Here is a 25,757-nt window from a genome sequence, read left to right as displayed (position 1 = left end):
TTTCCGGGTCGTGTCCCGATTGTTTCGCATGTGTTAAGGGGGGCTCACGTCTCCTCCGAGATGGTGCAGTTCTCGCTCGTGCCCGCGTCCAGGCGGTAGGGATCGCCCGCCTGTTCGGTGGCCTTGGCCGCCACCTCGTCGTGCGGCGAGTCGGGATAGATCGGGTGGGTGAAGCCGTCGTCGATGTCGCACCTGGCCGGGGTGACGCTCCCGGTGTTCCAGTCGTAGACCCAGGCGACCAGCTCGCCCCCCTGCTTGGAGACGTGCACCTCTCCGAGATGGTGGGCCACCACGCGGTGCCTGGTCCACGGCTGGCCCGGACGCTGGATGGCGTAGACGAAGAGGTAGTTGACCGTGACCTTCATGCCGTCCGGGTGACGGGCGAGCGTGGCTTCGCCGTTCACCTTGACGACGTCGGTGGCCAGCTCGGCGGTCTTGGGCGCGAAGCTGTGCACCCACGCCCTGGTGTTGAAGTCGTCCTTCGCTGTGAATCCCGACTTCCGGTCGAGATTCTTCCTGAACCAGGCGCGTTCCTCCGGCACGAGAAGATCGATGAAGGCTTTGGGCCTGCCGCCGAGAACGGTCGTCCTGTCGAGGTGCGAAGCGATCATGAGCTGCTTGACCCGCTTGAGGGCGGCGGCCACGTCCTTCTTCGACAGGCCGTACATGGCCTTGGCGGGCGGCATGACCAGGCCCGCCGCGCCGTTGGCGTAGTTCTCGGCCCTGGAGTCCTCGAAGGGGCCCAGCTCCTCGGGTCTCGCGTCCACCGCCTCAGTCTCCTCAGGCACGGGGCCGATCCCGGGTAACGCGCTCTCGACGGTCGCCATCAGCTCGCGCACCTGGTCTTTCGCCGAGACCAGGCCGGCGGCGCCCGCGATCACCACGACGGTGATGCCGGCCACGGCGAGCTTGCGGCGGCGTGGGCGCCGCCTGGGTTCCACCTGAGTGAAGAAGTCGTCCGGAGACATGCAGTGATCGCGCCTTTCGAGGAGGGTCGAGGCATGATACGGACCGGCGGCCCCGCCGGATACCGTTGGGGTATGAGCAGCAAGGAGCAGCGGCCCCGCTGGACCCAGACCTGGTTGGGCGGGGTGAGGTCGGCCGGTGTGGATCTCGGCTACCCCGGTGAGCGCCTCGGCCTGCCCGAGGAGGGCAGCGGCTCGGTCGCCAGGTTCGGACGCAGGATCGGCGCGCTGGTCATCGACTGGCTGATCTGCACGTGGGCGATCGCGCAGGCGCTGCTCAGGATCAACCCCGCCGAGTCCCCGTGGGTGCCGGTGGCGATCTTCGCGGTGCAGTACCTGCTGCTCGTCGGGTTCCTCGGGCAGACCTTCGGGCACCGCCTGTTGGGCATCCGGGTCGCCGCGATGGACGGCGGCCGGCCGAGGTGGTTCCCTGTGCTGGTCCGCACGATCCTGCTGTGCCTCGCCGTCCCGGCGGTGATCTTCGACAGGGACCAGCGCGGCGTTCACGACCGCGTCTCCAACACCGTCGTCGTCCGCATGTAGGCGCTCACCGCCCGCCTTCGGCAAGCTCACCGCCCGCCTTCATCAAGCTCACGGCGCCTTCATCAAAAGGTGATCCGGCCGGGCGTTGACAACGTTGTCTACACGAAGGATCTTCGGTGACAACGTTGTCAGCTTCCTCGGAGGTCCCGGCATGCGGAGAGCACATCTGGCCGCGTTGGCGAGCGCGCTGTTCCTGGCGTTACCAGGGGTGGCGCTGGCCGATCCGCCACCCTCACCACTCCCCTCGGACGCGCCGTCCGCCACCCCGACCCCGCCCCCTCCACCTCCCGACGTCACCCCGTCCCCCGACGTCACCCCGTCCCCTTCGGCCCGCAGGGCGAAGGTGGACCTCGCCCCCGCAGGCGCGCTCTTCCACACCTCCTTCGAGCCCGGCCAGGCCCAGCCGACCTGGGTCAACACGGTCGACGAAGGCAAGGGAGCCGAAGGCGTCACCGGCTCCACCACCGGCGGCATCCCGGGCAACGTCACCGACGAGGTCGTCGAGGTGGCGGCCAGCGGGGAGTTCGCCGAGGCGGGAGAGGTGAAGGAGAACCTCTTCGACGGCGACGTCAACACCAAGTGGCTGGTGTTCGCCGGCACCGGCTGGGTGTCGGCCAAGCTGTCCAAGCCCATCAGGGTCGCCAGGTACGCGCTGGCCTCCGCCAACGACGCCCCTGAGCGCGACCCGCGCGACTGGGCGCTCGAAGGCTCACCCGACGGCCGGACGTGGACCGCGGTCGACACCCGCTCGGGCCAGGTGTTCGACGGCAGGCTGAAGACCCGCGAGTTCGACGTCGCCATGCCGGGCGCCTACCTGTACTACCGGCTGAACGTCACGCGCAACGGCTCCGGCGGCATCGTCCAGCTCGCCGAGCTGCAGCTGTCGGACGGCGACACCTCGCCCAAGCCCCCCTCCGACATGCGCAGCCTCGTCAGCGGCGGCCCGAGCGGAGGCTTCACCGCCAAGCCGCGCGCCGGCTACACCGGCATGAGGGCGCTGCGCTACTCGGGCAGCACCACGACCGAGCGGGGCGGACGCTCCACCAACAAGCTCTTCGAGGTGGACGTCCCCGTCGGCGCCGACACCGAGCTGACCTACAAGATCTTCCCTGAGTTCACCGGGGCGGACCTGCGCTACCCCAGCACCTACGCCGGTGTCGACCTGGCCTTCTCCGACGGCACCTACCTCAGCGACCTGGAGGCGAGCGACCACCACGGCGTCAGGGCGCGGGCACGCGCCCAGGGCGAGTCGAAGACCCTCTACGCCGACCAGTGGAACAACAAGCGCGTACGGCTCGGCGAGATCGCCAAGGGCAAGCGCGTCAAGCGCGTCCTTCTCGCCTTCGACGCGCCCGCGGGGCCGCTGCCGTTCAAGGGCTTCGTCGACGACATCACGCTGGCCGACACCGCGGCGCAGGCCCCGCAGAGCGTCGCCGACCACGTGGTCACGACCAGGGGCACCCACTCGACCGGCGGCTTCTCTCGCGGCAACAACTTCCCCGCGACGGCCGTCCCGCACGGCTTCAACTTCTGGACCCCGATGACGGGGTCGGGCTCCAACACCTGGCTGTACGAGTACCACCGCAACGGCAACCCGGACAACATCCCGACCATCCAGGCCTTCGCCGCCAGCCACGAGCCGAGCCCGTGGATGGGCGACAGGCAGTCCTTCCAGGTCATGCCGTCACTGCTGGCCACGCCCAACCCCGACAGAGTGGCCAGGGCGACCCAGTTCACCCATGACAGGGAGACGGCCAGGCCGTACTACTACTCCGTCGACCTGCTCAACGGCATCCGCACCGAGATCGCCCCCGCCGACCACTCGGCGGTGTTCCGCTTCACCTTCCCCGACGAGCGGGGCAGTCTGATCTTCGACAACTACAACAACAACGGCGGCCTCACGATCGACGGGGGAGTCGTCACCGGGTTCACCGACACCCGCAGCGGCCTGTCGGCCGGCGCGACCAGGATGTTCGTCTACGCCGTCTTCGACCGGACACCGACCGGCGGGGGCAAGCTGACCGGGGCGGGGCGCGACAACGTCACCGGTTATCTCGCCTTCGGCGCCAAGCAGGTGACGATGCGCATCGCCACCTCCTTCATCGGCGTCGCCCAGGCCAAACGCAACCTCGAGTTGGAGGCGGGCACCTTCGAGGAGGTCAGGGCCAGGGCGAAGAAGGCCTGGGAGGACAAGCTCGGCGTCGTCGAGGTCGAGGGCGCCACGGACGACCAGCTCACCACCCTCTACTCCAACCTCTACCGCCTGTTCCTGTACCCGAACTCGGGTTTCGAGGACACTCCGGAGGGCGCCCGCTACGCCAGCCCGGTGGCGCCGCGCAGCGGACCGGACACACCCACCCAGACCGGAGCGAAGATCGTTCCGGGCAAGATCTACGTCAACAACGGCTTCTGGGACACCTACCGGACCACCTGGCCCGCCTACTCGCTGCTCACTCCCGACAAGGCGGGCGAGCTGATCGACGGGTTCGTCCAGCAGTACCGCGACGGCGGCTGGATCGCCAGATGGTCCTCGCCCGGCTACGCCGACCTGATGGTCGGCACCAGCTCCGACGTCGCCTTCGCCGACGCCTACGTCAAGGGCGTGCGCGGCTTCGACGCCCAGGGGGCCTACGAAGCCGCGCTGAAGAACGCCACCGTCGTGCCGCCCAACGGCGCGGTCGGCCGCAAGGGCATGCAGACCTCGGTCTTCCGCGGCTACACCGCCAGGGACGAGGTGGGCGAGGCGATGTCGTGGGCCGTCGACGGCTACATCAACGACTTCGGCATCGCGAACATGGCCCAGGCGCTGGGCAGGACGGAGGAGGCGGAGTACTTCCGCGCCAGGGCGCTCAACTACGTCAACATGTTCGACCCCTCGGTGGGCTTCTTCCAGGGCCGCGACTCGTCCGGCAAGTGGCGCTGGACCCCCTCGGCGTACGACCCGCGCGTGTGGGGCTACGACTACACCGAGACCAGCGGCTGGAACATGGCCTTCCACGCGCCACAGGACGGCGTGGGCCTGGCCGCCCTGTACGGCGGGCGCGCGGGCCTGGCCAAGAAGCTCGACGACTTCTTCGCCACCCCCGAGACGGCGACGTTCCCCGGTTCCTACGGCGGCATCATCCACGAGATGCGCGAGGCCAGGGACGTGCGGATGGGCCAGTACGGCCACAGCAACCAGCCCTCCCACCACATCATCTACATGTACGACTACGCGGGCCAGCCGTGGAAGGCGCAGGCCAAGGCCAGGGAGGCGCTCTCGCGGCTCTACCTCGGCAGCGAGATCGGCCAGGGCTACCCGGGCGACGAGGACAACGGCGAGATGTCGGCCTGGTACCTCTTCAGCGCCCTCGGCTTCTACCCCCTCCAGATGGGCAGCCCGCACTACGCGGTCGGCTCCCCGCTGTTCACCAAGGCGACCGTGCACCTGCCAGGCGGGAAGGACCTGGTCGTCAACGCGCCGAAGAACAGCGCGCGCAACGTCTACGTCCAGGGGCTCAAGGTGAACGGCACGGCGTGGACCTCCACCTCGCTGCCGCACGACGTCCTGGCCAAGGGCGCGGTGCTCGACTTCGACATGGGGCCCGAGCCCTCCACGTGGGGCGCGCCGCTGCAGTCGATCACCCCTGAGGGGCGGTCGCCGCGCCCGATGCGCGACATCCGGGTCACCGGCGGTCCCGCCGCGCTGTCCGACGACACCTCGGCCACCGAGGCGGTGTTCAGCGGGCCCGTCACGCTGGCGGCGGCGGGCAGGGAGCCCGTCACCTTCTACACGCTCACGTCGGGAGCCTCGGCGGCCCCGGCCGCGTGGAAGCTCGAGGGCTCGTACGACGGCGTGAGCTGGGCCGTCATCGACGAGCGCAGGCAGGAGAGCTTCGCCTGGCAGAAGCAGACGCGGCCCTTCAAGATCGCCAAGCCGGGACGGTTCGGGCACTACCGTTTCACAACGTCGGGGAACGTCGCCGAGCTGGAGCTGCTGGCCGTACCCGACCAGGCCTGTTCCAGGACCGTCAGCGGCACCCACAGGGGGCCGCTGACGGTGGACGAGGGCGTCACCTGCCTGACCGAGGGGGCCACCGTGACGGGCCCCGTCACGGTACGGCAGGGCGCCACGCTGCTGGCGAAGGACGCCAGGGTCGAGGGCCCCGTCACCGCGCACAAGGCCGCCGCGCTCGTCCTCACCGGCGTGTCGGTGGGCGGGCCCGTGAGCGTGTCGGGCGTACGCGGCGAGGTGAGCCTGGAGGCGGCCGGGATCGGCGGCCCTGTCACGCTGACCGGCGGCACGGGGCCGCTGGTCAGCGCCAGCACCGTCGGCGGCCCGCTCACCTGTTCGGGCAACGATCCGGCGATGCGCGACAACGGACTGGCGAACACGGTACGAGGTCCGCAAAACTGCTGAACCCGGTTCGTAACTAAACCGGGTATGGCTTGAGGGTGGCCGGACTTCGAGAGCGCAAGAAGGAACAGACGCGGTGCCGCATCTCCCAGGCGGCACTGCGTCTGTTCGCGGAGAGAGGGTTCGACGACGTCACCGTCAACGAGATCGCCGAGGCGGCGGAGGTGGCGAAGGTGACGTTGTTCTCGTACTTCCCGACAAAGGAGTCGCTCGTCCTCTCCGGAGTGAAGGAGGATCTCGCGGGCATCGTGGCGGGACGGGAGCCCGGCGTCTCCGTCGTCGACGCGCTGCGCGCCCACTACGGCAAACCCGTCGAGCCGGTCGGCGAGGAGCTGACGACCGTGGTGCGCATCATCACCGAGAGCGCGACGCTGACGGCGGGCGTGCAGCGCATCTACGCGGGGCAGCGCGCCGAGCTGGCCGACGTGCTGATGCGGGAGACCGACGAGACCACCGCCCACCTCATGGCGGTACAGATCGCGGCGACGGTCACCACCCTCCAGGAGCTCTCGTTCAGACGGGGGCTCACCGCGGAAGACACGCGGATCGCCTTCGATCTGCTCGACAACGGAATGAGGGGACGCTGACCATGCGCGCGAAGGGCATCAACTACGACACCGGCTTCCTGCCCGACCTGTCGCGGAAGGACTTCCAGGCGGAGACGGGTCTTCCACGCCATGGCTACGCGCTACAGGTGAAGATGGCCGTGCCGGGCAGGTGACGGCCCCTGAGCGGGCTCCACCCGCCCCAGACCCTGTCGTGACCGTCCGGCCACTCCGGCTCCATGAGCGAGGTCAGGGTGAGCCCGCTCGCCGCGATCAGGCCGACCCAGTCGCCCATGGTCCTGTGGTGCTCGACGTAGGTGGGCGTCCCGTCGTCGTCGGCCTCGACGTACGGCGTGCGGTCGAAGTAGGAGCGGTCGGAGGTGAGCCCGCGCTCGCCGGGGTCGTCGGGAAAGGCCCACCTGATCGGATGGCTCACCGAGAACACGAACCGGCCGCCCCGCCTGAGCACCCGCTTCACCTCGGTGAGGACGCTCAGCGGGGCGGCCACGAACGGCATCGCCCCGAACGCCGAGCACGCCACGTCGAACGCGCCGTCCCTGAAGGGCAGGCTCTCGGCGTCGGCCTGGAGCACGGGCACCCGCAGGCCGGTCTCCAGGTCGATCCGCTGGGAGTGGCGCAACTGCCGGTGCGAGATGTCGAACGCCACCACGCGTGCCCCACGCGTGGACAGCCAGCGCGAGCACTGGGCGGCGCCGCAGCCGATCTCCAGCACGTCCTTGCCCTCGACCGCGCCGAGCAGCCGCGCCTCGGCCTCGTCGACGCCCTCGGGGCACCACATGAAGCCGGCGTCGCGCAGGAACTCGCCGTGCTCCACCTGGTACTCGTCCGCGTTGCCGTCCCACCAGAAGCGGTTGGCCCGCGACGAAGCCGACAGCACTAGCGCATCTTCGGGCCGCGCGGCATCCGCGTGCCCTTGGGCATCGGGCCCTTGGGCATCGGCAGGTTCTTCGGCAGCGAGCGCAGCCGGTCCTTCACCTGGTTGACCGCGGGCTTCTTGAGGTTGCGCGGCAGCTTCATCAGGTGCCGCTGCAGCTTGCCGAGCGGGATCTGCCCCTCGCCGTCACCGCACTGGATGTCGTAGACGGGCACGTCCATGACCACGCGCTGCAGGCGCTTCTTCTCGCCGACGAGCATCTTCTGCACGCGGTTGCCCGGGCCCTCGGAGACCAGGACGATGCCGGGGAAGCCCACGACCAGGTGCACGAGGTCCTGGTCGCGGTTGGCGGCGATCGCCGGGGTCACCTCCCAGTTGCCCCGCATGCCCTGCAGCACCGCCGCGGCCGCGCCTGTCTGGCCGTCGAGCATGCGGTACTGCGCCCGCTGCGCGAGCTGGCCGAACACGACCAGGCCCACGGTGAACGCGAGCATGATGCCGATGACGATCGAGTACCAGAAGTAGTCCGTGACCAGACCGATCACGATGACCACCGCCAGCGTGGCGACCGCCGAAAGGAAGACGATCGGCATCCCCTTGGGATTGGCCTGCTGGATGATCTTCGCGATCATGCGGAGCTGCTTGATGCGCCCCGGCTTCTCTGGGTCTACGGGCTTCGCCATGTTGTGAAGGATACAAACACCCCCCGCCGGAGATGAAAACGTGACCCGACGTTTCGTCGCGTTTCCGGCGGAGACCCCCTTCTGGGAGATCGGTTTCACCTCGGAGAAGCGTCCGGTCCGCCCCTCGAACAGCGCGTTTCCGGTGAACCGCGGCTCGCGCCTCCAGCCGCTGCAGGCCGCCCGCGACGACCTCCGCGAAGGGCCGCACTCCCGTGTGACCCTCCGCGTCCACCTGGAGGGACGGCTTGGCGAATGTCCTCGGCGCGGCCCCTCCGGTCGTGAGACCTCGGGCCGGCCGAACGGGCCGTCGCCGGCCCGAGGACTGCGGCCGTGTCAGATCTTGACGGTCGCGCTCGCCCTGAGGTCGGCGACGCTGCGGCCCGCCTCGACCGTGTACTCGCCGGGCACGGTGCTCCAGCCCTCCTCCGTCCACACCTGGAAGGCCCGCTGGGGCAGGAAGAGCGTGGTCAGCACCGTCTCGCCCGGCGCCGCCTCCACCACGTCGAACCCGGCGAGCCACCTGGCGGGCCGGTCGTCGGGCGTCACCGCCGAGAGGTACACCTGGACGACCTCGCGGCCGCGGCGTGGCCCCGTGTTGGTGACCGCCAACGTCACCGTCGAGCCCTCGGCCGCGATCGAGTCGTAGGACCAGGTGGTGTAGCCGAGGCCGTGGCCGAACCAGAACGCGGGAGCGCGTCCCCTCTTCTCCCAGGCGCGGTAGCCGATGAAGACGCCTTCGTCGTAGGGGACCTCGCCCTCGACCGGTGTGACGTTGACGACGGGGCTGTCCTCGAGCCGTACGGGCCAGGTGGTGGGCAGGCGGCCGCCGGGCTCGGCGTCGCCGTACAGGACGTCGGCGAGCGCGTGCCCCACCTCCTGGCCGGGGAACCAGGTCAGCAGCACCGCGGCCACGTCGGACACCCACGGCATCTCGACGGGCGAGCCGGCGTTCACCACGACGATCGTGCGCGGGTTGGCGGCGGCGACGGCGGCGATGAGCTCGTCCTGGCGGCCGGGCAGGCGCAGGTCCTTGCGGTCGAAGCCCTCGCTCTCCACCTCCAGCGTCGTGGAGGCCACCACGACGGCCACCTCGCACGAGCGCGCCAGCTCGACCGCCTCGGCGATGAGCGCGTCCTCGCCGGGGGAGGGGTTGGCGTGGCCGAGGGTGTAGGCGACGAACGCCATGCCGCTGAAGGCCCCGGCGGGGTGCGTCACCTCCAGCTCGTACGGCCGGCCCGCGACCAGCTCGACGACGACGCGCTTCTCCGGCGGCGAGAGGAAGGCCGCCGCCGGGTCGTCGCCCTCCAGCTCGATCGTCTCGTCGAACACCGTCGCGCCGTCCACGCGCACGGTGAAGGGCCCCACTCCTGCCACCGACAGCTCGTGCGGACCCGTGAGGTCAGGGGTGTAGGCGGCGCGCAGCCGCACCGCGCTCAGCAGGCCGCCGTCCACGTCGGACGGCAGCTGTCCGACCCACCTGGCCTCCGTCGTGGCCAGCGGGTGCTCGGCCAGCACGTCGCCTCCGGCGTCGAGGAACTGCGCCGTCGTCGGTACGGCCAGCGGCGCCAGGCGCACGCGGGGGTCGGTGCCGAGCGCGTACCTGACCTCGCCACGGGCCTCGAGCCCCTGCAAGGGGGAGACGGTGCGGTCGGGGAAGACCTGGGCGCTGCCGCCGCCCATGATCCGCGCCTCGTCGGCGGCCGAGCCGATGAGCGCCAGCGTCGGCGTTCCGGCGAGGGGGAGCAGGTCGCCGTCGTTCCTCAGCAGCGTGAACGAGCGCGCCGCGACCTCGCGGGCGAGCGCCACCCCGTCGATCGGCTCGGCCTGCGCGGAGGTCGTCCCGCCGGCAGGGCGGAGCGCGCCGACGCGGGAGGCCAGGCGCAGGACGCGGCGTACCTTGTCGTCGACGGCGGACTCGAGCACCCTGCCCTCGCGCACCGCCTCCTCGAGCTTGTCGCCCCACGGTCCGAAGGGCCCCGGCATGGCCACGTCGGTGCCGCCGAGCGCCGCCGCCTCGGTGGAGCGCACGGCGGTCCAGTCGGACACGACGAGGCCGTCGAAGCCCCATTCGCCCTTGAGCACGCCGTTCACCAGTGCGGAGTGCTCGGTCATCGTGGTCCCGTTGACCGAGTTGTAGGCCGTCATCATGCCCCACGCCCCCGCCTCGGCCACCCGCTCGAAGGGCGCCAGGTACGCCTCCCTGAGCACCCTGTCGGTGACCTTGACGTCGACGGTGAAGCGGTCGGTCTCGAAGTCGTTGGCCACGAAGTGCTTCGGCGTGGTCGCCACGCCGCCCTCCTGGACGCCCTCGACGTAGGCGGCTCCCAGCTCGCCCGTGAGGTGGGGATCCTCGGAGAAGCACTCGAAGTGCCGGCCGCCGAGAGGGGAGCGGTGCAGGTTGATGGTGGGCGCCAGCAGCACGTGCACACCCTTGCGCCTGGCCTCCTGGGCGAGCAGGCGGCCCACCTGGCGTACCAGGTCGACGTCCCACGTCGCGGCCAGCGCGGTCGGGCTCGGCAGCGCGATGGAGGGGTCGGCGGAGCTCCACTGCTCGCCGCGCACGCCGATGGGCCCGTCGCTCATGACGAGCCGGTCGAGGCCGATCTCGGGAATGGCGGGCAGCGACCACATGTCCGCGCCGGTGAGCAGGCGGATCTTGGTGGGCAGGTCCAGCTGGTTGATCAGTTCGTCGATGTCCACGCCGTCAGTGTTAACCAGAAAACCTACCGATAGATAGGTTTGTGACTATTACGTTACTTTGAGGGTCGAGGCTCTTTCCTGTGGCTCACGGTGAATCCTTTGGCGGCGTCCGCGCCTCTCATACGCGTGCCGGTAACAATGGCGGCACGGGATCCGGAGGTTTGTCATGATCATTGGCGCCGTCGTCGCCATCGCGGCCGTCCTCGTCTGCACGTGCGTAGTCGTGCTTCGCCGGCGGGGTCGATCGCGTGGCTGAGCCGACCTGGCCCGCCGAGCGGCTGGTCCTCGCCGCGCAGGACGGCGACGTCGAGTCGATCGCCGCCGTGGTGTCCGGCTCGCACCCGCACGTGCGGCGGTTCGCCCACGCCCTGTGCGCCACGCCCGAGGACGCCGAGGACGCCGCGCAGGAAGCGCTGATCATCCTGTTCCGCAAGATCGGCATGCTACGGGCGGCGGGTGCCCTGGCCTCGTGGATGTTCCGCATCGTCCGCAACGAGTGCCTGCGGCGGTCGCGGCTGATGCTGCGGCCTCACCCGCCGGTCAAGGACGCCCCCACGCCCTCGGCCGAGGACGAGGTGTTGCAGCGCCTGGAAGCCGGCAGGGTGGCGACGGCCATCGCCGCCCTGCCCGCCGGGCAGCGGCGCGTGCTGATCATGCGGGACGTCCAGGGCTACAGCGGGCGGATGGTCGCCGACGCGCTCGGCCTCAGCACCGCCGCGATGAAGTCGCGGCTGCACCGCGCCCGCCTGGCGGTTCACCACTCACTGCAGGGCACCACCGACCCCGCCTTCGGAGGCGACGATGACTGACAGAGGATTCGCGAGCGCTTCGCTGCCCCGGCACCTGGTACGCGGGGCGGTGGGGTTCGGCGCGCTGATCGGTTCGGTGGCGCTCATCCCGGTGCTCGGCCCGGTCGTACTGCTGCTCGCGCCGGTCGGACTGCTCGCCCTGCGCGGCTGTCCGACCTGCTGGGCGATCGGCCTGGCACAGACCATCTCGATGGGCCGGTTGAAGCGTTCGTGCGTGGACGGCCGGTGTGAGCTGACCGTCTCGAACCGCTGAACACCGAAGATCCCGCGCCGCAGGGCGTGCCGCGGGAGTGAAAAGAGATGGGGTGCGCAGAAGAGGAAAGGCCGCACATTGTGCGGCCTTTCCTCTTGTGCGGATCAGACGTTCTGACGGGCCTCCATGGCCTGCTGGTAGAGCCGCCCCGCGCGGTACGACGAGCGCACCAGCGGCCCCGACATGACGCCGGCGAAGCCGATCGCCTCGGCCTCCGCCTGGAGCTCCACGAACTCCTCAGGCTTCACCCACCGGTCGACGGGGTGGTGACGCGGCGTCGGGCGCAGGTACTGGGTGATCGTCACCAGGTCGCAGCCGGCCTCGTGGAGGTCGCGCATCGCCTGGGTCACCTCCGACCGCTCCTCGCCCATGCCCAGGATCAGGTTGGACTTGGTGACGAGCCCCGCCTCGCGCGCCCTGGTGATCACCTCGAGCGAGCGCTCGTAACGGAAGGCGGGACGGATCCGCTTGAAGATCCGCGGCACCGTCTCGATGTTGTGGGCGAACACCTCGGGCTTGCTGGAGAAGACCTCCTCCAGCTGCTCCTGGTTGCCGTTGAAGTCGGGAACCAGCAGCTCGACGCCGCAGCCGGGCAGCAGCGAGTGGATCTGCCTGGCGGTCTCGGCGTAGAGCCAGGCGCCACCGTCGGGCAGGTCGTCACGGGCGACACCGGTCACCGTGGCGTACTTCAGGCCCATCTGCTGGACGGACTCGGCGACCCTGCGCGGCTCGTCCCTGTCGTACTCCTTGGGCTTGCCCGTGTCGATCTGGCAGAAGTCGCACCGGCGGGTGCACTGGTCGCCGCCGATGAGGAACGTCGCCTCCCGGTCCTCCCAGCACTCGTAGATGTTGGGACAGCCCGCCTCTTCACAGACCGTGTGCAGGCCCTCCCGGCGCACCAGCGATTTCAGCTCGGTGTACTCGGGACCGGTCTTGAGCTTGGTCTTGATCCACGGGGGCTTGCGCTCAATAGGGGTTTCGGCGTTTCGCACCTCGAGGCGGAGGAGCTTACGGCCTTCAGGAGCAACGGTCACCGTTAAAGCTTACGTCGCTCAACTTATGAGACCGAACCCGCGTGCCGCTCTTGCGTAGTGCCTGCTCAGCTCGGAGTCGATGACCGCCGACTCGGCCGCTTCCAGCAGCCGCGAACCGGGCGCGGAGGTGAGCACCCCGTCGTCGGCCAGCCTGGACCTCGTCAGCGCCGCCTGCCTGATCTCCTCCACGCTCTCCCCGCGCAGCACCGCCGCCTGCATCGGCGCCAGATAGCTGCGGCCGGCGACCAGCTCCTCCAGCTCGGCCAGGTCGTCCTCGCTCACCGCCCGCAGCATGAGAGCCCGCCGCCTGGCCGCCGCGCGGGGGTCGCCCGAGGGGGCCAGCCGCCTCAGCACGTGCTCCAGCACCAGCACCGGCCAGCCGAGGACCCTGCCGACGATCCGGCCGAGCACGCCCGCCGCGTTGTAGGAGCTGCTCGGGCTCCACGCGCCCAGCGACATCGCCATCGTGAGATCCGCCTCCCTGCGCGCGCTCAACGGCTCGGAGCCGAGCAGCGTGTGACGCCACTCGCCGAGCGTCGACAGCGCCCCTGCGACGATCAGCCCGTCGAGGGTCTCCGCGCTCGCGTAGGCGCTCGCCAGCAGCGTCACCCGCTGCCTCGGCGACAGCGTCAGCCACAGCGGCAGGCCCACGACCAGCGCGGGGGTCCTGCGCACGCCGAGCCGCACGTAGCCGGCGGCCGTGGCCAGATCCATCACCGCCACCTTGGCCGGCCTGGGCACGCCCACCTCGTCGGCGACGCGCGCGGACACGCCGAACAGCATGGGCGCGGCGGCAGGCTCGAGCACCTCGGCGTCGGCGGGCAGGCGGCCCAGCCGCGGGCGCAGCAGCACCCCGATCGCCACCAGCAGGATGCCGAGCAGCCAGGACAGAAGCGGCGCCGAGCTGTTGACGACGGTCGACACGCCGAGCACGAAGAAACCGAGGGTCAGCGCATGGACAGTGAGGGATAGGACGAGAGCGGCGCTCCTTCGCATGCCGCCGATACTAGGAGCGGCTCATCCCGATTTCACCGCAGTTTCGCCACCGCTTGGAGAAGGTCCTCCTCGTGCATGTCCTGCGGCTCCGCCTCCAGCGCCTCGGCCAGGCGCTTCTCCGCGTACGGCATGACCTCGTCGACCACGATGCGCCGTCCCGACTCCTGCGACAGCGAGGTGACCCCCGCGTCGGTGATGCCGCACGGCACGATCCTGTTGAACCAGCTCGGGTCGTTGGCGCAGTTGAGCGCGAAGCCGTGCATCGTGACGCCGCCGACGATCCTGATGCCGACCGCGCCCAGGGCGCGTTCGGGGCCGCCCTCGTCGCGCACCCAGACGCCGCTGCGCCCCTCGACCCTGTGCACGCTGACGCCGAAGTCGGCACAGATCTGGATCATCGCCTCTTCGAGCGCGTGCACGTAGGCGCCTACGTCGCCCACCCGCATGATCGGGTATCCGACGAGCTGACCGGGCCCGTGCCAGGTGATGCGGCCGCCCCTGTCGACGTCGACGACGGGGGTGCCGTCGGCGGGCCGCTCGTGCGCCGCCGTGCGCCTTCCCGCCGTGTAGACCGGCGCGTGCTCCAGCAACAGCGCGGTGTCGCCGAGAGTGCCTGCGACCCTGTGGGCGTGGACGCGTCTTTGGAGTGCCCACGCCTGCTCGTACGGCACGTCCACACCAAGACGGACAATCGTCAGCTTCGCCACAGATAAAGGTTACTCACAAGAAACGACCACGGGACCGCAATGACCTCCCATGGCCGTGCCCGGCCACGTCATCGCGGACCCGTGGGACGCGCCTCCCGCCGTCAGCGGATCACGCGGTGAGCAGCCTCGGCTCGATCCTGAACTCCTTCACGCCGCCCGCGCCGTCGTGCTCCACCCGGTAGGCGTAGCCCGCGGGGTCGACGGTGACCGCCTGGATGAACTCGGTGCCCACGTAGTGCAGGCCCACGCCCTCGTCGGCGGCGTAGCCGTCGGGCAGCTCGCCCGCGGCCACCGACTCGTGCAGCAGCTGCCTGCGCTGCGGGTCGGAGTTGTAGTGGACGCCGCACGAGTAGGGCAGCAGCGCCAGGCCTTCGGCCCACACCCGCAACCGCGGGCCGAAGGAGTCGGTGTTGCCGCCGACATGCCAGCACAGCGCGCCCGCGCTCTGCCCGGCCAGCACCACACCCGACCGCCACGCCTCCTCGAAGGCCTCGTCAAGGCCGTGCAGGCGCCACAACGCCGCCAGGTTGGCCACGCTCCCGCCACTGACATAGATCATGTCCTGGTCGAGCATCCACGCCTTCGGGTCCTCGACATTGGGCATCGGGAAGACCGTCAGATGGCTCACCTCGACGTCCCAACCGGCGAAGGCGCCGTACATCTTCAGCAGCCAGTCCGCGTCGTCACCCGTCGCGGTGGCGAGCAGGCCGAGCTTGGGCCTGTCCTGCCCTGTGAGATCGAGTGCGTAACGCAACAGCGGGCTGGCCTGCAGGAAGCCGTAGCGCTCGGTCGCCTTGAAGGATCCGCCGCCGATGGCGAGGATATGGGACTGCCCTGACCTGGTCATTGTGCTACCCCCCACGGTGAGTCGGACGAATGGCTCACTAGAGTACGGCCGCCAGCGCCTCGTCGAGGGTCGGATGCAGGAACCGGAACTCGCTGTCAAGCAGTTTCGACGGGACGGCACGCTGTCCGATCAGCAACCCTTCGTCGGCGAAACCGCCCAGCCCCGTCCGCAACGCGAATCCCGGCACGGCGATCGGCATCGTCGGCTTCTTCAGCGCCCGGCCCAGCGCCCTGGTGAACTCCTTGTTGGTCACGGGCTCGGGCGCGGCGACGTTCACCGGTCCCTCGATGTCCCGGTTCCGCAGGATGTGGAGCGCGGCGCGGACCCAGTCGTCGAGCGAGATCCACGCCCACCACTGCCCGCCCGAGCCCAGCGGCGCGCCGAGCCCCAGCCGGAAGACCGGCAGCATCCGCTCCAGTGCCCCGCCATGGGCCGACAGCGTGATCGCGGTCCTGAGCTGGGCGGTCCTGATACCCGCCTGCTCGGCCCTTCTCGCCTCGGCCTCCCAGCGCTCGCACAGCTCCGCGAGGAAACCCTCACCGCGCGGGCCGCTCTCGTCGGTCACCCTGTCGCCCGTGTCGCCGTAGAAGCCCGCTCCAGAGGCGGACAGCAGCACCTCGGGCGGCCTGTTCAGCCCCTTCAGCGCCGTGACCAGCGTCCTGGTCCCTGCCACCCTGCTGTCGACGATCTCCCGCCGGTAGGCGTCGCTCCATCGGTGCTCGCCGAGCCCCGCGCCCGCCAGATGCACCACCGCCTGGGCGCCTTCCAGCACCTCCCGGTCGACGAGGCCCTTCTCGGGCTCCCAGAGCGACTCGTCGCCGCTCGCGGGCGGGCGCCGTACCAGCCGGACGACCTGCTCTCCTTCTTCGGTGAGCGCGCCGACCAGCGCCCTGCCGAGCAGACCCGAGGAGCCCGTCACGATGATCGCCATCCTCCCACCCTACGCGGAAGGGGCGCCGCGACCTCGATCCCGCGCCCGTGGAGGGGCGACGTCGCGACGGCAGTCGAAGGACCGGGCGAACGAACCGGCCGCGAACGAACCGAACCGCGAACAGACCGGCGCGAACCGGTGGACCGATGCGAACCGGCCGCGAACGGATCGATCACGAACGGACCGGCGCGAGCGGTCACGAACGGATCGGTCACGAACGGACCGGTCGCGACCCGCCTCGAACGCGGGCGGGCGCCCGCGGAGAGTCTCCGCGGGCGCCCGCATCACGAGCCTGAACGGCAGGGCGTTACGCGAGGCCCAGCTGTGCCTCGAAGCGGCCCTCCTCGAGACGACGCTTGATCGTCGTGAGGAAGCGCGCCGCGTCGGCCCCGTCGACCAGACGGTGGTCGTAGGTCAGCGCCAGGTACACCATCGACCTGACCGCGATGACCTCGCCCTCCGGCGTGTCGAGCACGACGGGCCGCTTGACGACCGCGCCGGTGCCGAGCATGCCGACCTGCGGCTGGTTCAGGATCGGCGTGTCGAACAGCGCGCCGCGGCTGCCGGTGTTGGTCAGCGTGAACGTGCCGCCGGTGAGCTCGTCGGGCGTCACCTTGTTGTCGCGGGTGCGCTCGGCCACGTCGGTGATCTTCCTGGCCAGGCCGGCCAGGTTGAGGTCACCGGCGCTGTGCACGACCGCCGCGAGCAGACCCCGCTCGGTGTCGACCGCGACGCCGAGGTTCTCGACGTCGAAGTAGGTCACCTCGTTGGTCTCGTTGTTGATCGTGGCGTTGAGCTTCGGGTGCTGCTTGAGCGCCTCGACCGCGGCCATCGCGAAGAACGGCGTGAAGGTCAGCTTGACGCCCTCGCGGCGGAAGAAGTCGTCCTTGGCCTTCGCGCGCAGCTTGGCGATCTTGGTCACGTCGACCTCGACGACCGAGGTGAGCTGGGCCGCGGTCTGCAGCGACTCGACCATGCGCTTGGCGATGGTCTGACGCAGGCGCGACATCTTCTCGGTACGGCCACGCAGCGTGGTGTCGACCTGGACCGCCTCGGGCGCGGCGGCCACCGGAGCCTGGGCCGCGGCGGCCGGAGCGGCCTGGGCGGCGGGGGCAGCGGCGGCGGGCGCGGCCTGGGCGGGCGCGGGGGCCTGGGCGGCCGGGGCAGGAGCGGCCTGGTCGCGCCGGGTCTTGGCGGCCTCGAGCACGTCCTGCTTGCGGATACGGCCACCGACGCCGGTGCCGGTCAGCGAGTCGAGGTCCACCCCGTGCTCGTTGGCGAGCTTGCGCACCAGCGGCGTGACGTAGGGGCTGTCGCCCGAGGACGGCAGCGGGCTCGGCGCGGCGGCGGGCGTCGTCGCGATCGGCGAAGGCGCGGGGGCCTGGGCGGGCGCGGGAGCCGGAGCTGCGGCGGGAGCAGGGGCCGGGGCCGGGGCGGCGGCCGGAGCCGGCGCGGGCTGCGGGATCGAGGAGGCAGGGGCGGGCTCGGGCTCAGGCTCGGGCTCAGGAGCGGCCGCGGCCTCCGGAGCGGGAGCGGCGGCGCCGGCCGTACCGTTCTCGTCAATGATCGCAAGCTCGGCGCCGACCTCGACGGTCTCGTCCTCGGCGACGACAATCTTGGTCAGGACGCCCGCCGACGGCGACGGGATCTCGGTGTCGACCTTGTCGGTCGACACTTCGAGGAGCGGCTCGTCGGCCTCGACGCGCTCGCCCTCCTTCTTCAGCCAACGGGTTACCGTGCCCTCGGTCACGCTCTCGCCGAGCTGGGGCATCTGTACGGAGACCGGCATGGGTATGTCTTCCTCGAGTTCTTAGTTGTGGACGTGCAGGGGCTTGCCGGCCAGCGCCAGCATGGCCTCGCCCATGGCTTCGGACTGGGTCGGGTGAGCGTGGATCAGCTGGGCGACCTCCGCGGGGAGCGCCTCCCAGTTGTAGATCAGCTGGCCCTCGGTGACGAGCTCGCCGATGCGGCGGCCGACCATGTGGACGCCCACGACAGGGCCGTCCTTCTGGGCCAGCACCTTGACGGCCCCCGCGGTGCCGAGAATCTGGCTCTTGGGGTTGCCGGCCAGGTCGTAGACCTGCTCGACGATCTCGATGCCCCGCTCCGCCGCCTGCTTGGAGGTGATGCCCACCGAGGCGACCTCGGGGTCGGAGTAGGTGATGCGCGGCACGCCGTCGTAGTCGATCGGCGGCGGGTTGAGGCCCGCGATGTGCTCGGCCACCATGATGCCCTCGGCGAAGCCTGCGTGGGCCAGCTGCGGGGTGGGGATCAGGTCGCCGATCGCGTAGACGCCGGGCACGCCGGTCTGGCAGTGCTCGTCGACGACCACGGTGCCGCGCTCGATCGCGACGCCCTGCTCCTCGAAGCCCATGCCCGCGCTCACCGCGCCGCGGCCCACGGCCACCAGCAGCAGCTCCGCGTCGAGGGTCTTGCCGTTGGCCAGCGTGACGACCACGCCGGTGTCGGTGGTCTTGACGCTGTCGAAGAAGACACCCAGCTCGTACTTGATGCCCCTGCGGCGGAAGGCGCGCTCCAGCAGCTTGGAGCTCGACTCCTCCTCGGCGGGAAGCAGGTGGGGCAGGGCCTCGACGATGGTGACCTCGGCTCCGAAGGAGCGGTAGACGCTGGCCAGCTCCACGCCGATGACGCCGCCGCCGAGCACGATGACCGAGGTGGGCACGCGGTCCATCTTCAGCGTGTGCTCGCTGGTGATGATCCGCTCGCCGTCGATCTCCAGGCCGGGCAGCGACTTCGGCGCGCTGCCCGTGGCCAGGACGATGCTGGCGCCCTCGTAGACCTCGGCGCCCACCTGGACGCGGTTGGGACCGACGAGCCTGCCCTCACCCTCGACGATCGTGACGCCCGCAGACTTGAGCAGGCCCTGCACGCCCTTCCACGCCCGGGTGACGATCTTGTCCTTGAAGGCGTGGACGCCGGGGACGTCGATGCCGTCGAAGCGGGCCTTGACGCCGTACGCCTCGCTCTCACGGGTCTCGTCGGCGATCTCGGCCGAGTGCAGCAGGGCCTTGGTGGGGATGCAGCCGCGGTGGAGGCAGGTGCCGCCGATCTTGTCCTTCTCGATCAGCGCGACCGTCTTGCCCAGCTCTGCCGCCCGCAGTGCGCAGGCGTAGCCGCCGCTACCGCCACCTAGGACGACGATGTCGTAGGCCACAGGAAAGCTCCTTGTCGGATGGTGATGCCGTCATCTTTTCACTTGTTAAGGCCCGTTGCGGCCCTCTCGGCCAGTCCGATGAGGGTGCGGGTGATGGCGCCCGTACCGCCCTTCGGCGTGTAGCCGTGCGGCTCGCCCTTGTTGAAGGCGGGCCCCGCCATGTCGATGTGCGCCCAGCGCCTGCCCTCCGGCACGAACTCCTTCAGGAAGATGCCCGCGGCGAGCATGCTGCCCCAGCGCTCGGGCTGGAGGTTGGCGATGTCGGCGATCGGCGAGTCGAGGCCCTTGCGCAGCTCCTCGGGCAGCGGCATGCCCCACGCGCCCTCGCCCGCCTCGTCGGCGACGGAGACCACGAGTTCGCGGACGTCGTCCTCGTTGGACATGACGCCCGCCGTACGCCAGCCGAGGGCGACGATCTGGGCGCCGGTCAGGGTGGCGACGTCGACGATGAGGTCGGGGTCGTCCTCGACCGCGCGGGCGATGCCGTCCATGAGGACCAGGCGGCCTTCGGCGTCGGTGTCGAGCACCTCGACGGTCTTGCCGCTGTAGCTGGTCAGCACGTCGGAGGGGCGGGTCGCGGTGCCGCTGGGCAGGTTCTCGGCCAGGCAGAGGTAGCCGACGACGTTCACCTTGAGGCCGAGGCGGGCGATGCCGACGAGGGCGCCGAACACCGCGCCCGCGCCGCCCATGTCGGACTTCATCCAGTCCATGGCGGCCGACGGCTTCAGCGACAGGCCGCCGGAGTCGAACGTGATGCCCTTGCCGACGTAGGCCAGCGTCTGGCTCGCCTCGGGGTGGGTGTAGGACAGCCGGACCAGGCGCGGCGGGTTGGCCGAGCCCTGGCCGACGCCGATGATGCCGCCGTAGCCGCCGTCCTTGAGCTGCTTCTCGTCGAGCACCTCGACGCTGAGGCCGGCCTTGGCGCCCTCCTGCTCGGCGATCTCGGCGAACTTCGCCGGCCACAGGTCCATGGGCGGGGTGTTGACCAGGTCGCGCACCAGGGTGACGGCGTCCGCCACGACCGCGACGCGCTCGGCCGAGCCCTCGGCGGCGGTCAGCACGACCAGCTCGCCGACAGGGACCTTCTGCTCACCGTTGGTGCGGTACCTGGCGTAGTCGTAGGCGCCCAGGAGGCCGCCGAGCGCGACCGCCTCGGCCTCCTGCGCGGAGGCGGAGGGCAGCGTGAGGGCGGCGCGTGCCGTACCGGCGAGAGAGCGGACGGCCGTGCCCGCGGCGCGGCGCAGCCCCTCGAGGTCGGCGGACTCGCCGAGTCCGACGGCGACCAGCAGCGGCGCGGTGATGGCGCCGAACGTGGGGACCTTGGCCACCTCACCCGGCTTTCCCGCGAAGCCGACGGCGTTCAGAGACGCGGCCAGCTTGCCGTCGAAGGCGGCGTCGAGGCCCTTCGCGGTGGGGCGCGGGCCCTCGGAACCTGACAGGAAACCGACGACCAGGGCGTCGGTGTCGAACGAGACGGGATCTGCTGAGTTCAGCCGCACAGTGGTCACGTAGACCGATGCTATCCACGGTTGGCAGCTTATTCATAAACAGGGGTTCATCCTACCAATACGGTGCCGAAAAATGATGCTATTGTCATTAGCACCATGTTGCTCACGCTCGATCTCAACGATCCCCGGCCCCTGCACGAACAGGTGGCAGGGGCGATCAGGCGCGCCATAGGCGAGGGCTCCTACCAGGCAGGCGATCGCCTCCCGCCGGCCAAGGACCTCGCAGACGCGCTCGGCATCAACGCCAACACCGTGCTGCGCGCGCTGCGCGACCTCCGCGACGAAGGCCTGCTGGAGTTCAGGCGGGGCCGGGGGGTGAGCGTGGCCGGGGTCCCGACCGGCCGCGCGCTCATCGTCCAGCGGGCGCGCGAGCTGCTCGAGGAGGCGAAGAGGTACGGCTACAGCCGCGACGACCTCATCGACGTACTGAAGGAGCTGCCATGACCAGCAGGAACCGCGCGCTGCTCGCCGCGGGGGCGTGGGGACTGACCGTCTCCGCCGTCCTCGTGGCGGTCCCCCTCTCCCTGCGCGACAGGTTGCCGGACCCGCTCGCCACTCACTGGAGCGGCTCCGTGCCCGACGGCAGCATGTCCTTCACACAGAACCTGCTGTTCAGCGTCGCCATGGCGGTCGTCGTCCTTGCGGTCATGGTGGGGATCGCGCTCCACGGCACGGCCTTCGACCGGCGGCTGAGCCGCGCCTACTGGTGGGGAACCCTGTTCGGCTGGGGCCTGTTCGTCGTCGGCGCGGAGCTGTCGATCATGTCCGCCAACCTCGACGTCCCGGTGTGGACCCAGGCCAAGAGCCTCGGATGGGACGTCGTGGCCGTCCTGGCCGTGGCGGCCGCGGGCGGCATCCTCGCGGGCTTCCTCTTCAGGGGCGAGCCCGACCAGGCCACGCCCGAGGGCGAGGCGCCGCCGAGGCTACGGCTGCGCCCGGGCCAGCGCTCGGTGTGGGTCAGCCGCGTGTCCAACCTGTGGCTGGTCGCGGTCACCGCGGGCTCGGCGCTGCTGACGGTGGCCTTCGGCGCCCTCACGCTCGCGGGGCTGATGCCGGGCGCGGGCGGGCCGCTGTTCGGCGTGGCCGCCCTCGTGCTCGTGTGCGGCCTGCTGACCTCCTCCGTCACCGTGCGGATCACCGAGGACGGCGTCGCCATCGGCTTCGGGCCGCTCGGCTGGCCGGTCCGCAGGATCAGGCTGTCCAAGATCGAGCGCGCCTGGTCGGAGCAGCGCTTCCCGAGCCAGGTGGGCGGCTGGGGCATCCGCGGCGTCCCCGGAGCCGCGGCGATCATGCTGCGCGGCGGCGACTGCCTCGTCCTGCGCTACCGCTCCGGCGGCCAGCTCCTCGTCAGCATCGACGACGCCGCGCGCGGCGCGGCCCTGCTCAACGCCCTCATCGACGAAAGGGTCGGCGCGTGATGGCGCTCTTCCTCCTGGTCACCTTCGGCACAGCGTGGCTGGCCGCGTCACCTCTGTGGCTCGGCGAAGGACTGGCCGATCCGCTGTTCGGCCCGCTGATCGGGCTCATGATGTTCACACCCGGTGTCGGCGTGCTCGCCGTATGGCTGGCCAGGCGCACACCGTTCCGCGCATGGGCCAGGCAGACCGGCCTCACGTTCGGTGAGCACCCGCGCCGCACCGTCGGACTGCTGCTGGTCACGTGGGCGGCCGTCCCCCTGGTCGTGTACGGCACGCTCGCCCTGACCGCGGCGCTCGGCCTGGTCTCCCTCGACCTCGACCGCCTCAGCATCTTCACCTCGATGCTCGGGTCCTCGGCCGACCCGCACACCGCACTGGTCGTTCAGCTCCTGGCCTCGACCCTGCTGTTGCCGATACTCAACATCATCCCGATGCTGGGGGAGGAGTGGGGCTGGCGCGGATGGCTGCTGCCCCAACTGGTCGCATCGCGCGGGGTCTTCGGCGGGCTGGTGCTCTCCGGCGTGATCTGGGGGCTCTGGCACGCGCCCGCGACCGCCCTCGGCTACAACTACCCTTCCATCGGCCCGTGGGCCGCCGTGCTCTTCGTAGGGTTCTGCGTGCTGGCCGGGATGCTGTTCGGCTGGCTGCGCCTGCGCACGGGCAGCCTCTGGCCCGCCGTGATCGGCCACGCGGCGCTCAACCCGGCCGCCTCCCTCGCCCTCCTGCTCGGCGACGCGGCCGACCCGCCCAACACCGTCCTCGCCGGCATCACCGGTCTCGTCGGATGGGCGGTGCTGGCCGTCATCACGGCCGTGGTGTTCAAGCTGTCCCCGGTACGGCAGGCGCAGCCGGTCAGCTGAACACCGCGCATACGACGAGCACGGTGGTGGCGGCCGTCTCGACGAGCGCGCCCAGCACGTCTCCCGTGACGCCGCCGAGCCTCCGTACGGCGTGCGCCAGCAACCCGGTCGCCACCCCCAACCCGGCGAGCACGGCCAGTGGGAGGACGAACCCCCCTCCCGCAGGCCCGGCCCCTGCAGCTCCCGCGAGGACGGCCGCCGACAGCACGACCAGGGTGGCGACGAGCGCCGCGCCCCGCCGTACGGTGCCCGCCACCATGGCGCCGAGCCCGCCGGGCCGCGCGGACGGCACACCCGGCGTACAGGCCCACGTCAGGGCCAGCCGCCCGGTCACGCAGGCCGCGACCAGTGCCACGGGGCCGGCCTCTGCCAGCGCCGCGCACTGCACGATCAGCGTGAAGACCAGGGTGACAACCCCGAACGGCCCGATATCCGACTTTTTCATCACATCCAGGGCTTGAGCGGCGGGCCTGCCGCTCCCCAGCCCGTCCGCCAGGTCCGCGAGCCCGTCCAGGTGCAGGCCCCTGGTCAGCAACGCGAGCAGACCCAGCGCCAGCGCCGCCCCGAGCAACTCCGAGCCGGGCAGGGCCAGCGGCAGGCAGCTGACGGCCCCGAGCACCAGCCCGGCCAGCGGCGCGAGGACCATCGCCCGCCCTGCCACCTCACGGTCGACCCGATCCACCCTGACGGGGAAGACGCTCAACGTCCCCACCGCGAACCGCACCCCGTCCGCCCACCCGGTCATGGCCGTCGATCCTACGTTCACCACCCCCGTCCTCTCGGCCCCAACCCGCCCCTCGCCCTGCCTCGCCCCGGCCGCCTGCCCCCACCCTCCACCGCCACCCTCTTCTGGCCGCTCGCGCCCGCCCACCACCACCCTCGATCGCCACGGCCGCGTGCTCCGGCTCTCCGCTGTCATCGCACTCCGGGCTGTCTGCCTTTCGCTCTCCGCTGTCATCGCACTCCGGGCTGTCTGCCTTCGCTCTCCGCTGTCACCGCCTCCTGGCCGCTTGCCTTCGCTCTCCATGCACGCCTCCCCGCTGCCGGCCCCGGCCTCCGACACCATCAGCTGCTGCGGACCCAAGCGGGGCCCGTCTCGTCCCTCGCCTCGACCACGAGCCGCCATGCCGGCGTCAGCCGGGGCCCTCGGCGGCCACTCGCCATCCCCAGGACTCCGCGACGCCTCGCCTCGGGTGCGTCTCGTGGAACCGGCTCCTCGGAACCGTCAGGAGCCGGTGCCGGCGACCCGAAGCGGGCTCGGGAACGCTGAAGGGGCCCGATGCGGATCCGGACAGCGGGCCGTCGGGTGGCGATCGGAGTGGCCCGAGGCGGACTCGGAAAAGAGCCCGAGTGCGGCGGCGGGGCGGCGGCCCGAAGCCCGCGCGGGGAAGAGCACGACTGCGGCGGTGGTGACCGCTCGAAGCGGACCCGGGGAGAAGGCACGCCCGGCTGGTCGTTAGGGTGTCCGGATGCACGCCGTGGAACTCGAAGGTGTCGGTGTCAGGGTGGTCGGCAAGACACTGCTGGCCGGGATCGACTGGCAGGTCGCCTACGGTCAGCACTGGGTGATCCTCGGTCCCAACGGGGCGGGCAAGACCACCCTGCTGTCGCTGGCCGCCGCCGTACGGCATCCCAGCGAGGGCGCCGTCACCATCCTCGGCCGCCGGATGGGCCGGGTGGACCTCCGCGAGCTGCGCAGGGACATCGGCCTGGTCGCGGCGAGCCAGCGCCTGGTGGACGAGGCGCTGCTGGAGGAGGAGGCCGCGACCGCGCACACCGTGGTCCTCACCGGGCACACGGGCACGAGCGCGCCGCTCTGGGACCGGTACGGCGAGGCCGAGCACGACAGGGCCCACGCGCTGCTGGCCGAGATGGGTTGCAAGGATCTGGCCGACCGGCTGTTCGTGGTGTGCTCGCAGGGGGAGCGGGCCAGGATCAGGGTGGCGAGGGCGCTCATGGCGGACCCGGCGATCCTGCTGCTGGACGAGCCGTTCGCCGGGCTGGACTTCCCCGCCCGAGAGGACCTCATCACCTCGATCGAGGACCTCGCGGGGCGCGACGGGCTGACGACGGTGACCGTCACACACCACCTGGAGGAGGTCCCGGCCACGACCACGCACGCGCTGCTCATGCGGGACACCCGCATCCTGGCGGCGGGCCCGGTCGAGGAGACCCTGACCGCGTCTGCGCTGTCGGAGTGCTTCGGCCGCGAGCTCCGCGTGGACCGGCTCGACGGCCGCTGGTCGGCCCGCGCCGTCCGCACCCCCGCCTCTAGCACCCCGGTCCGTCTCTAGCACCCCGGTCCGTCTCTAGCACCCCGGTCCTCCACGTCCGCCCGGGACTCCCAGCGCTCGGGTGCGCCGCTCCACGTCCGCCCGGAACCCCGCGCCCGGCTCAGCCTCTACGTCCGGCCGGAACCTCCGGCGCTCGGGTTCGCCGCTCCACGTTGGCCCGGAACTCCCAGCGCTCGGCTTAGCCTCTCTGCGTCCGCC

The 25,757-nt window shown here is 70.9% G+C and carries 23 protein-coding genes; 10 read left to right on the top strand and 13 right to left on the bottom strand.

The annotated features are described in order from the left end of the window. Window positions 1-44: 44 nt before the first annotated feature. A complete protein-coding gene (locus ACFSKW_RS41790) occupies window positions 45-968 on the bottom strand; it encodes a hypothetical protein (RefSeq protein ID WP_379579723.1) in 924 nt (307 codons plus the stop codon). 72 nt (window positions 969-1,040) lie between these two features. On the opposite strand from ACFSKW_RS41790, the gene ACFSKW_RS41785 reads away from it, so the two are divergent. From ACFSKW_RS41785 to ACFSKW_RS41770, 4 genes are all read left to right on the top strand, one after another. Continuing rightward, window positions 1,041-1,508: an RDD family protein gene (locus ACFSKW_RS41785; protein WP_379579721.1), complete on the top strand. Its 468-nt coding sequence runs from the start codon at window positions 1,041-1,043 to the stop codon at window positions 1,506-1,508. Between the two features lie 151 nt (window positions 1,509-1,659). Continuing rightward, window positions 1,660-5,907 carry a GH92 family glycosyl hydrolase gene (locus ACFSKW_RS41780; protein ID WP_379579719.1) on the top strand — a complete coding sequence of 1,416 codons (4,248 nt, stop codon included), beginning with the start codon at window positions 1,660-1,662 and terminating at the stop codon, window positions 5,905-5,907. A 35-nt stretch (window positions 5,908-5,942) separates the two neighbouring features. Continuing rightward, on the top strand, window positions 5,943-6,491 hold the full coding sequence (locus ACFSKW_RS41775) for a TetR family transcriptional regulator (protein WP_379579716.1): 549 nt from the start codon (window positions 5,943-5,945) through the stop codon (window positions 6,489-6,491). Window positions 6,492-6,493: 2 nt separating this feature from the next. After that, complete coding sequence (locus ACFSKW_RS41770) at window positions 6,494-6,625, top strand: hypothetical protein (protein ID WP_379579714.1); 132 nt, start codon at window positions 6,494-6,496, stop codon at window positions 6,623-6,625. Here the strand turns inward: ACFSKW_RS41770 and ACFSKW_RS41765 are convergent. The 3 genes from ACFSKW_RS41765 to ACFSKW_RS41755 form a co-directional block, all read right to left on the bottom strand. Next, window positions 6,586-7,347: a class I SAM-dependent methyltransferase gene (locus tag ACFSKW_RS41765; protein ID WP_379579712.1), complete on the bottom strand. Its 762-nt coding sequence runs from the start codon at window positions 7,345-7,347 to the stop codon at window positions 6,586-6,588. The genes ACFSKW_RS41770 and ACFSKW_RS41765 overlap by 40 nt on opposite strands. After that, the gene (locus ACFSKW_RS41760) at window positions 7,347-8,027 is read right to left on the bottom strand and encodes a DUF4191 domain-containing protein (RefSeq protein ID WP_379579710.1); all 681 of its coding nucleotides are present in this window, start codon (window positions 8,025-8,027) and stop codon (window positions 7,347-7,349) included. Before ACFSKW_RS41760 ends, ACFSKW_RS41765 begins: the two co-directional genes overlap by 1 nt. A gap of 333 nt (window positions 8,028-8,360) precedes the next feature. After that, window positions 8,361-10,727, bottom strand: coding sequence for a beta-glucosidase (locus ACFSKW_RS41755; protein ID WP_379579708.1), 2,367 nt, complete (start codon window positions 10,725-10,727; stop codon window positions 8,361-8,363). A gap of 248 nt (window positions 10,728-10,975) precedes the next feature. Between ACFSKW_RS41755 and ACFSKW_RS41750 the strand changes: the two genes are divergently transcribed. Both ACFSKW_RS41750 and ACFSKW_RS41745 read left to right on the top strand, forming a co-directional pair. Beyond that, window positions 10,976-11,536, top strand: coding sequence for an RNA polymerase sigma factor (locus tag ACFSKW_RS41750; RefSeq protein WP_379579705.1), 561 nt, complete (start codon window positions 10,976-10,978; stop codon window positions 11,534-11,536). Beyond that, window positions 11,529-11,789, top strand: a complete 261-nt coding sequence (locus ACFSKW_RS41745) for a hypothetical protein (RefSeq protein ID WP_379579703.1) — start codon at window positions 11,529-11,531, stop codon at window positions 11,787-11,789. Before ACFSKW_RS41750 ends, ACFSKW_RS41745 begins: the two co-directional genes overlap by 8 nt. 104 nt (window positions 11,790-11,893) lie before the next feature. Here ACFSKW_RS41745 and lipA read toward each other — a convergent pair whose 3' ends face one another. From lipA to ACFSKW_RS41705, 8 genes are all read right to left on the bottom strand, one after another. Then, a complete protein-coding gene (lipA, locus tag ACFSKW_RS41740) occupies window positions 11,894-12,823 on the bottom strand; it encodes a lipoyl synthase (protein WP_379579701.1) in 930 nt (309 codons plus the stop codon). A gap of 18 nt (window positions 12,824-12,841) precedes the next feature. Further along, entirely contained in the window at window positions 12,842-13,819 is a 978-nt protein-coding gene (locus ACFSKW_RS41735; protein ID WP_379579699.1) for a M48 family metalloprotease, read from the bottom strand. A gap of 32 nt (window positions 13,820-13,851) precedes the next feature. Beyond that, a complete protein-coding gene (lipB, locus tag ACFSKW_RS41730; protein ID WP_379579697.1) occupies window positions 13,852-14,526 on the bottom strand; it encodes a lipoyl(octanoyl) transferase LipB in 675 nt (224 codons plus the stop codon). Between the two features lie 109 nt (window positions 14,527-14,635). Next, window positions 14,636-15,373 (bottom strand): Type 1 glutamine amidotransferase-like domain-containing protein, encoded by a 738-nt coding sequence (locus ACFSKW_RS41725; protein WP_379579695.1) that lies wholly within the window; start codon window positions 15,371-15,373, stop codon window positions 14,636-14,638. 37 nt (window positions 15,374-15,410) lie between these two features. Further along, a complete protein-coding gene (locus tag ACFSKW_RS41720) occupies window positions 15,411-16,304 on the bottom strand; it encodes a TIGR01777 family oxidoreductase (RefSeq protein WP_379579693.1) in 894 nt (297 codons plus the stop codon). Between the two features lie 307 nt (window positions 16,305-16,611). Further along, window positions 16,612-18,093 (bottom strand): 2-oxoglutarate dehydrogenase, E2 component, dihydrolipoamide succinyltransferase, encoded by a 1,482-nt coding sequence (gene sucB / locus ACFSKW_RS41715; protein WP_379579691.1) that lies wholly within the window; start codon window positions 18,091-18,093, stop codon window positions 16,612-16,614. Between the two features lie 21 nt (window positions 18,094-18,114). Then, window positions 18,115-19,479, bottom strand: a complete 1,365-nt coding sequence (lpdA, locus tag ACFSKW_RS41710; protein ID WP_379579689.1) for a dihydrolipoyl dehydrogenase — start codon at window positions 19,477-19,479, stop codon at window positions 18,115-18,117. 38 nt (window positions 19,480-19,517) lie between these two features. Further along, window positions 19,518-20,987: a leucyl aminopeptidase gene (locus ACFSKW_RS41705; RefSeq protein WP_379579687.1), complete on the bottom strand. Its 1,470-nt coding sequence runs from the start codon at window positions 20,985-20,987 to the stop codon at window positions 19,518-19,520. 96 nt (window positions 20,988-21,083) lie between these two features. Here ACFSKW_RS41705 and ACFSKW_RS41700 point away from each other — a divergent pair, with 96 nt between their 5' ends. The 3 genes from ACFSKW_RS41700 to ACFSKW_RS41690 are packed head-to-tail and all read left to right on the top strand — an operon-like array spanning window position 21,084 to window position 23,265. Continuing rightward, window positions 21,084-21,431, top strand: coding sequence for a GntR family transcriptional regulator (locus ACFSKW_RS41700; protein WP_379579685.1), 348 nt, complete (start codon window positions 21,084-21,086; stop codon window positions 21,429-21,431). After that, on the top strand, window positions 21,428-22,405 hold the full coding sequence (locus tag ACFSKW_RS41695; protein WP_379579683.1) for a hypothetical protein: 978 nt from the start codon (window positions 21,428-21,430) through the stop codon (window positions 22,403-22,405). Before ACFSKW_RS41700 ends, ACFSKW_RS41695 begins: the two co-directional genes overlap by 4 nt. Beyond that, window positions 22,405-23,265, top strand: coding sequence for a CPBP family intramembrane glutamic endopeptidase (locus tag ACFSKW_RS41690; protein ID WP_379579681.1), 861 nt, complete (start codon window positions 22,405-22,407; stop codon window positions 23,263-23,265). The genes ACFSKW_RS41695 and ACFSKW_RS41690 overlap by 1 nt, the downstream gene beginning before the upstream one ends. On the opposite strand, the gene ACFSKW_RS41685 is transcribed toward ACFSKW_RS41690, so the two are convergent. Next, window positions 23,258-24,010: an adenosylcobinamide-GDP ribazoletransferase gene (locus tag ACFSKW_RS41685; protein ID WP_379579679.1), complete on the bottom strand. Its 753-nt coding sequence runs from the start codon at window positions 24,008-24,010 to the stop codon at window positions 23,258-23,260. The two genes, ACFSKW_RS41690 and ACFSKW_RS41685, sit on opposite strands and share 8 nt — an antisense overlap. Window positions 24,011-24,734: 724 nt before the next feature. Between ACFSKW_RS41685 and ACFSKW_RS41680 the strand changes: the two genes are divergently transcribed. Then, window positions 24,735-25,559, top strand: a complete 825-nt coding sequence (locus ACFSKW_RS41680; RefSeq protein ID WP_379579677.1) for an ABC transporter ATP-binding protein — start codon at window positions 24,735-24,737, stop codon at window positions 25,557-25,559. Window positions 25,560-25,757: the final 198 nt, after the last annotated feature.

Source organism: Nonomuraea mangrovi, from assembly GCF_042681425.1.
Lineage (GTDB): Bacteria > Actinomycetota > Actinomycetes > Streptosporangiales > Streptosporangiaceae > Nonomuraea > Nonomuraea mangrovi.
Note: the sequence above shows the minus strand (reverse complement) of the source record. Positions and strands in the feature narration are given on the sequence as shown.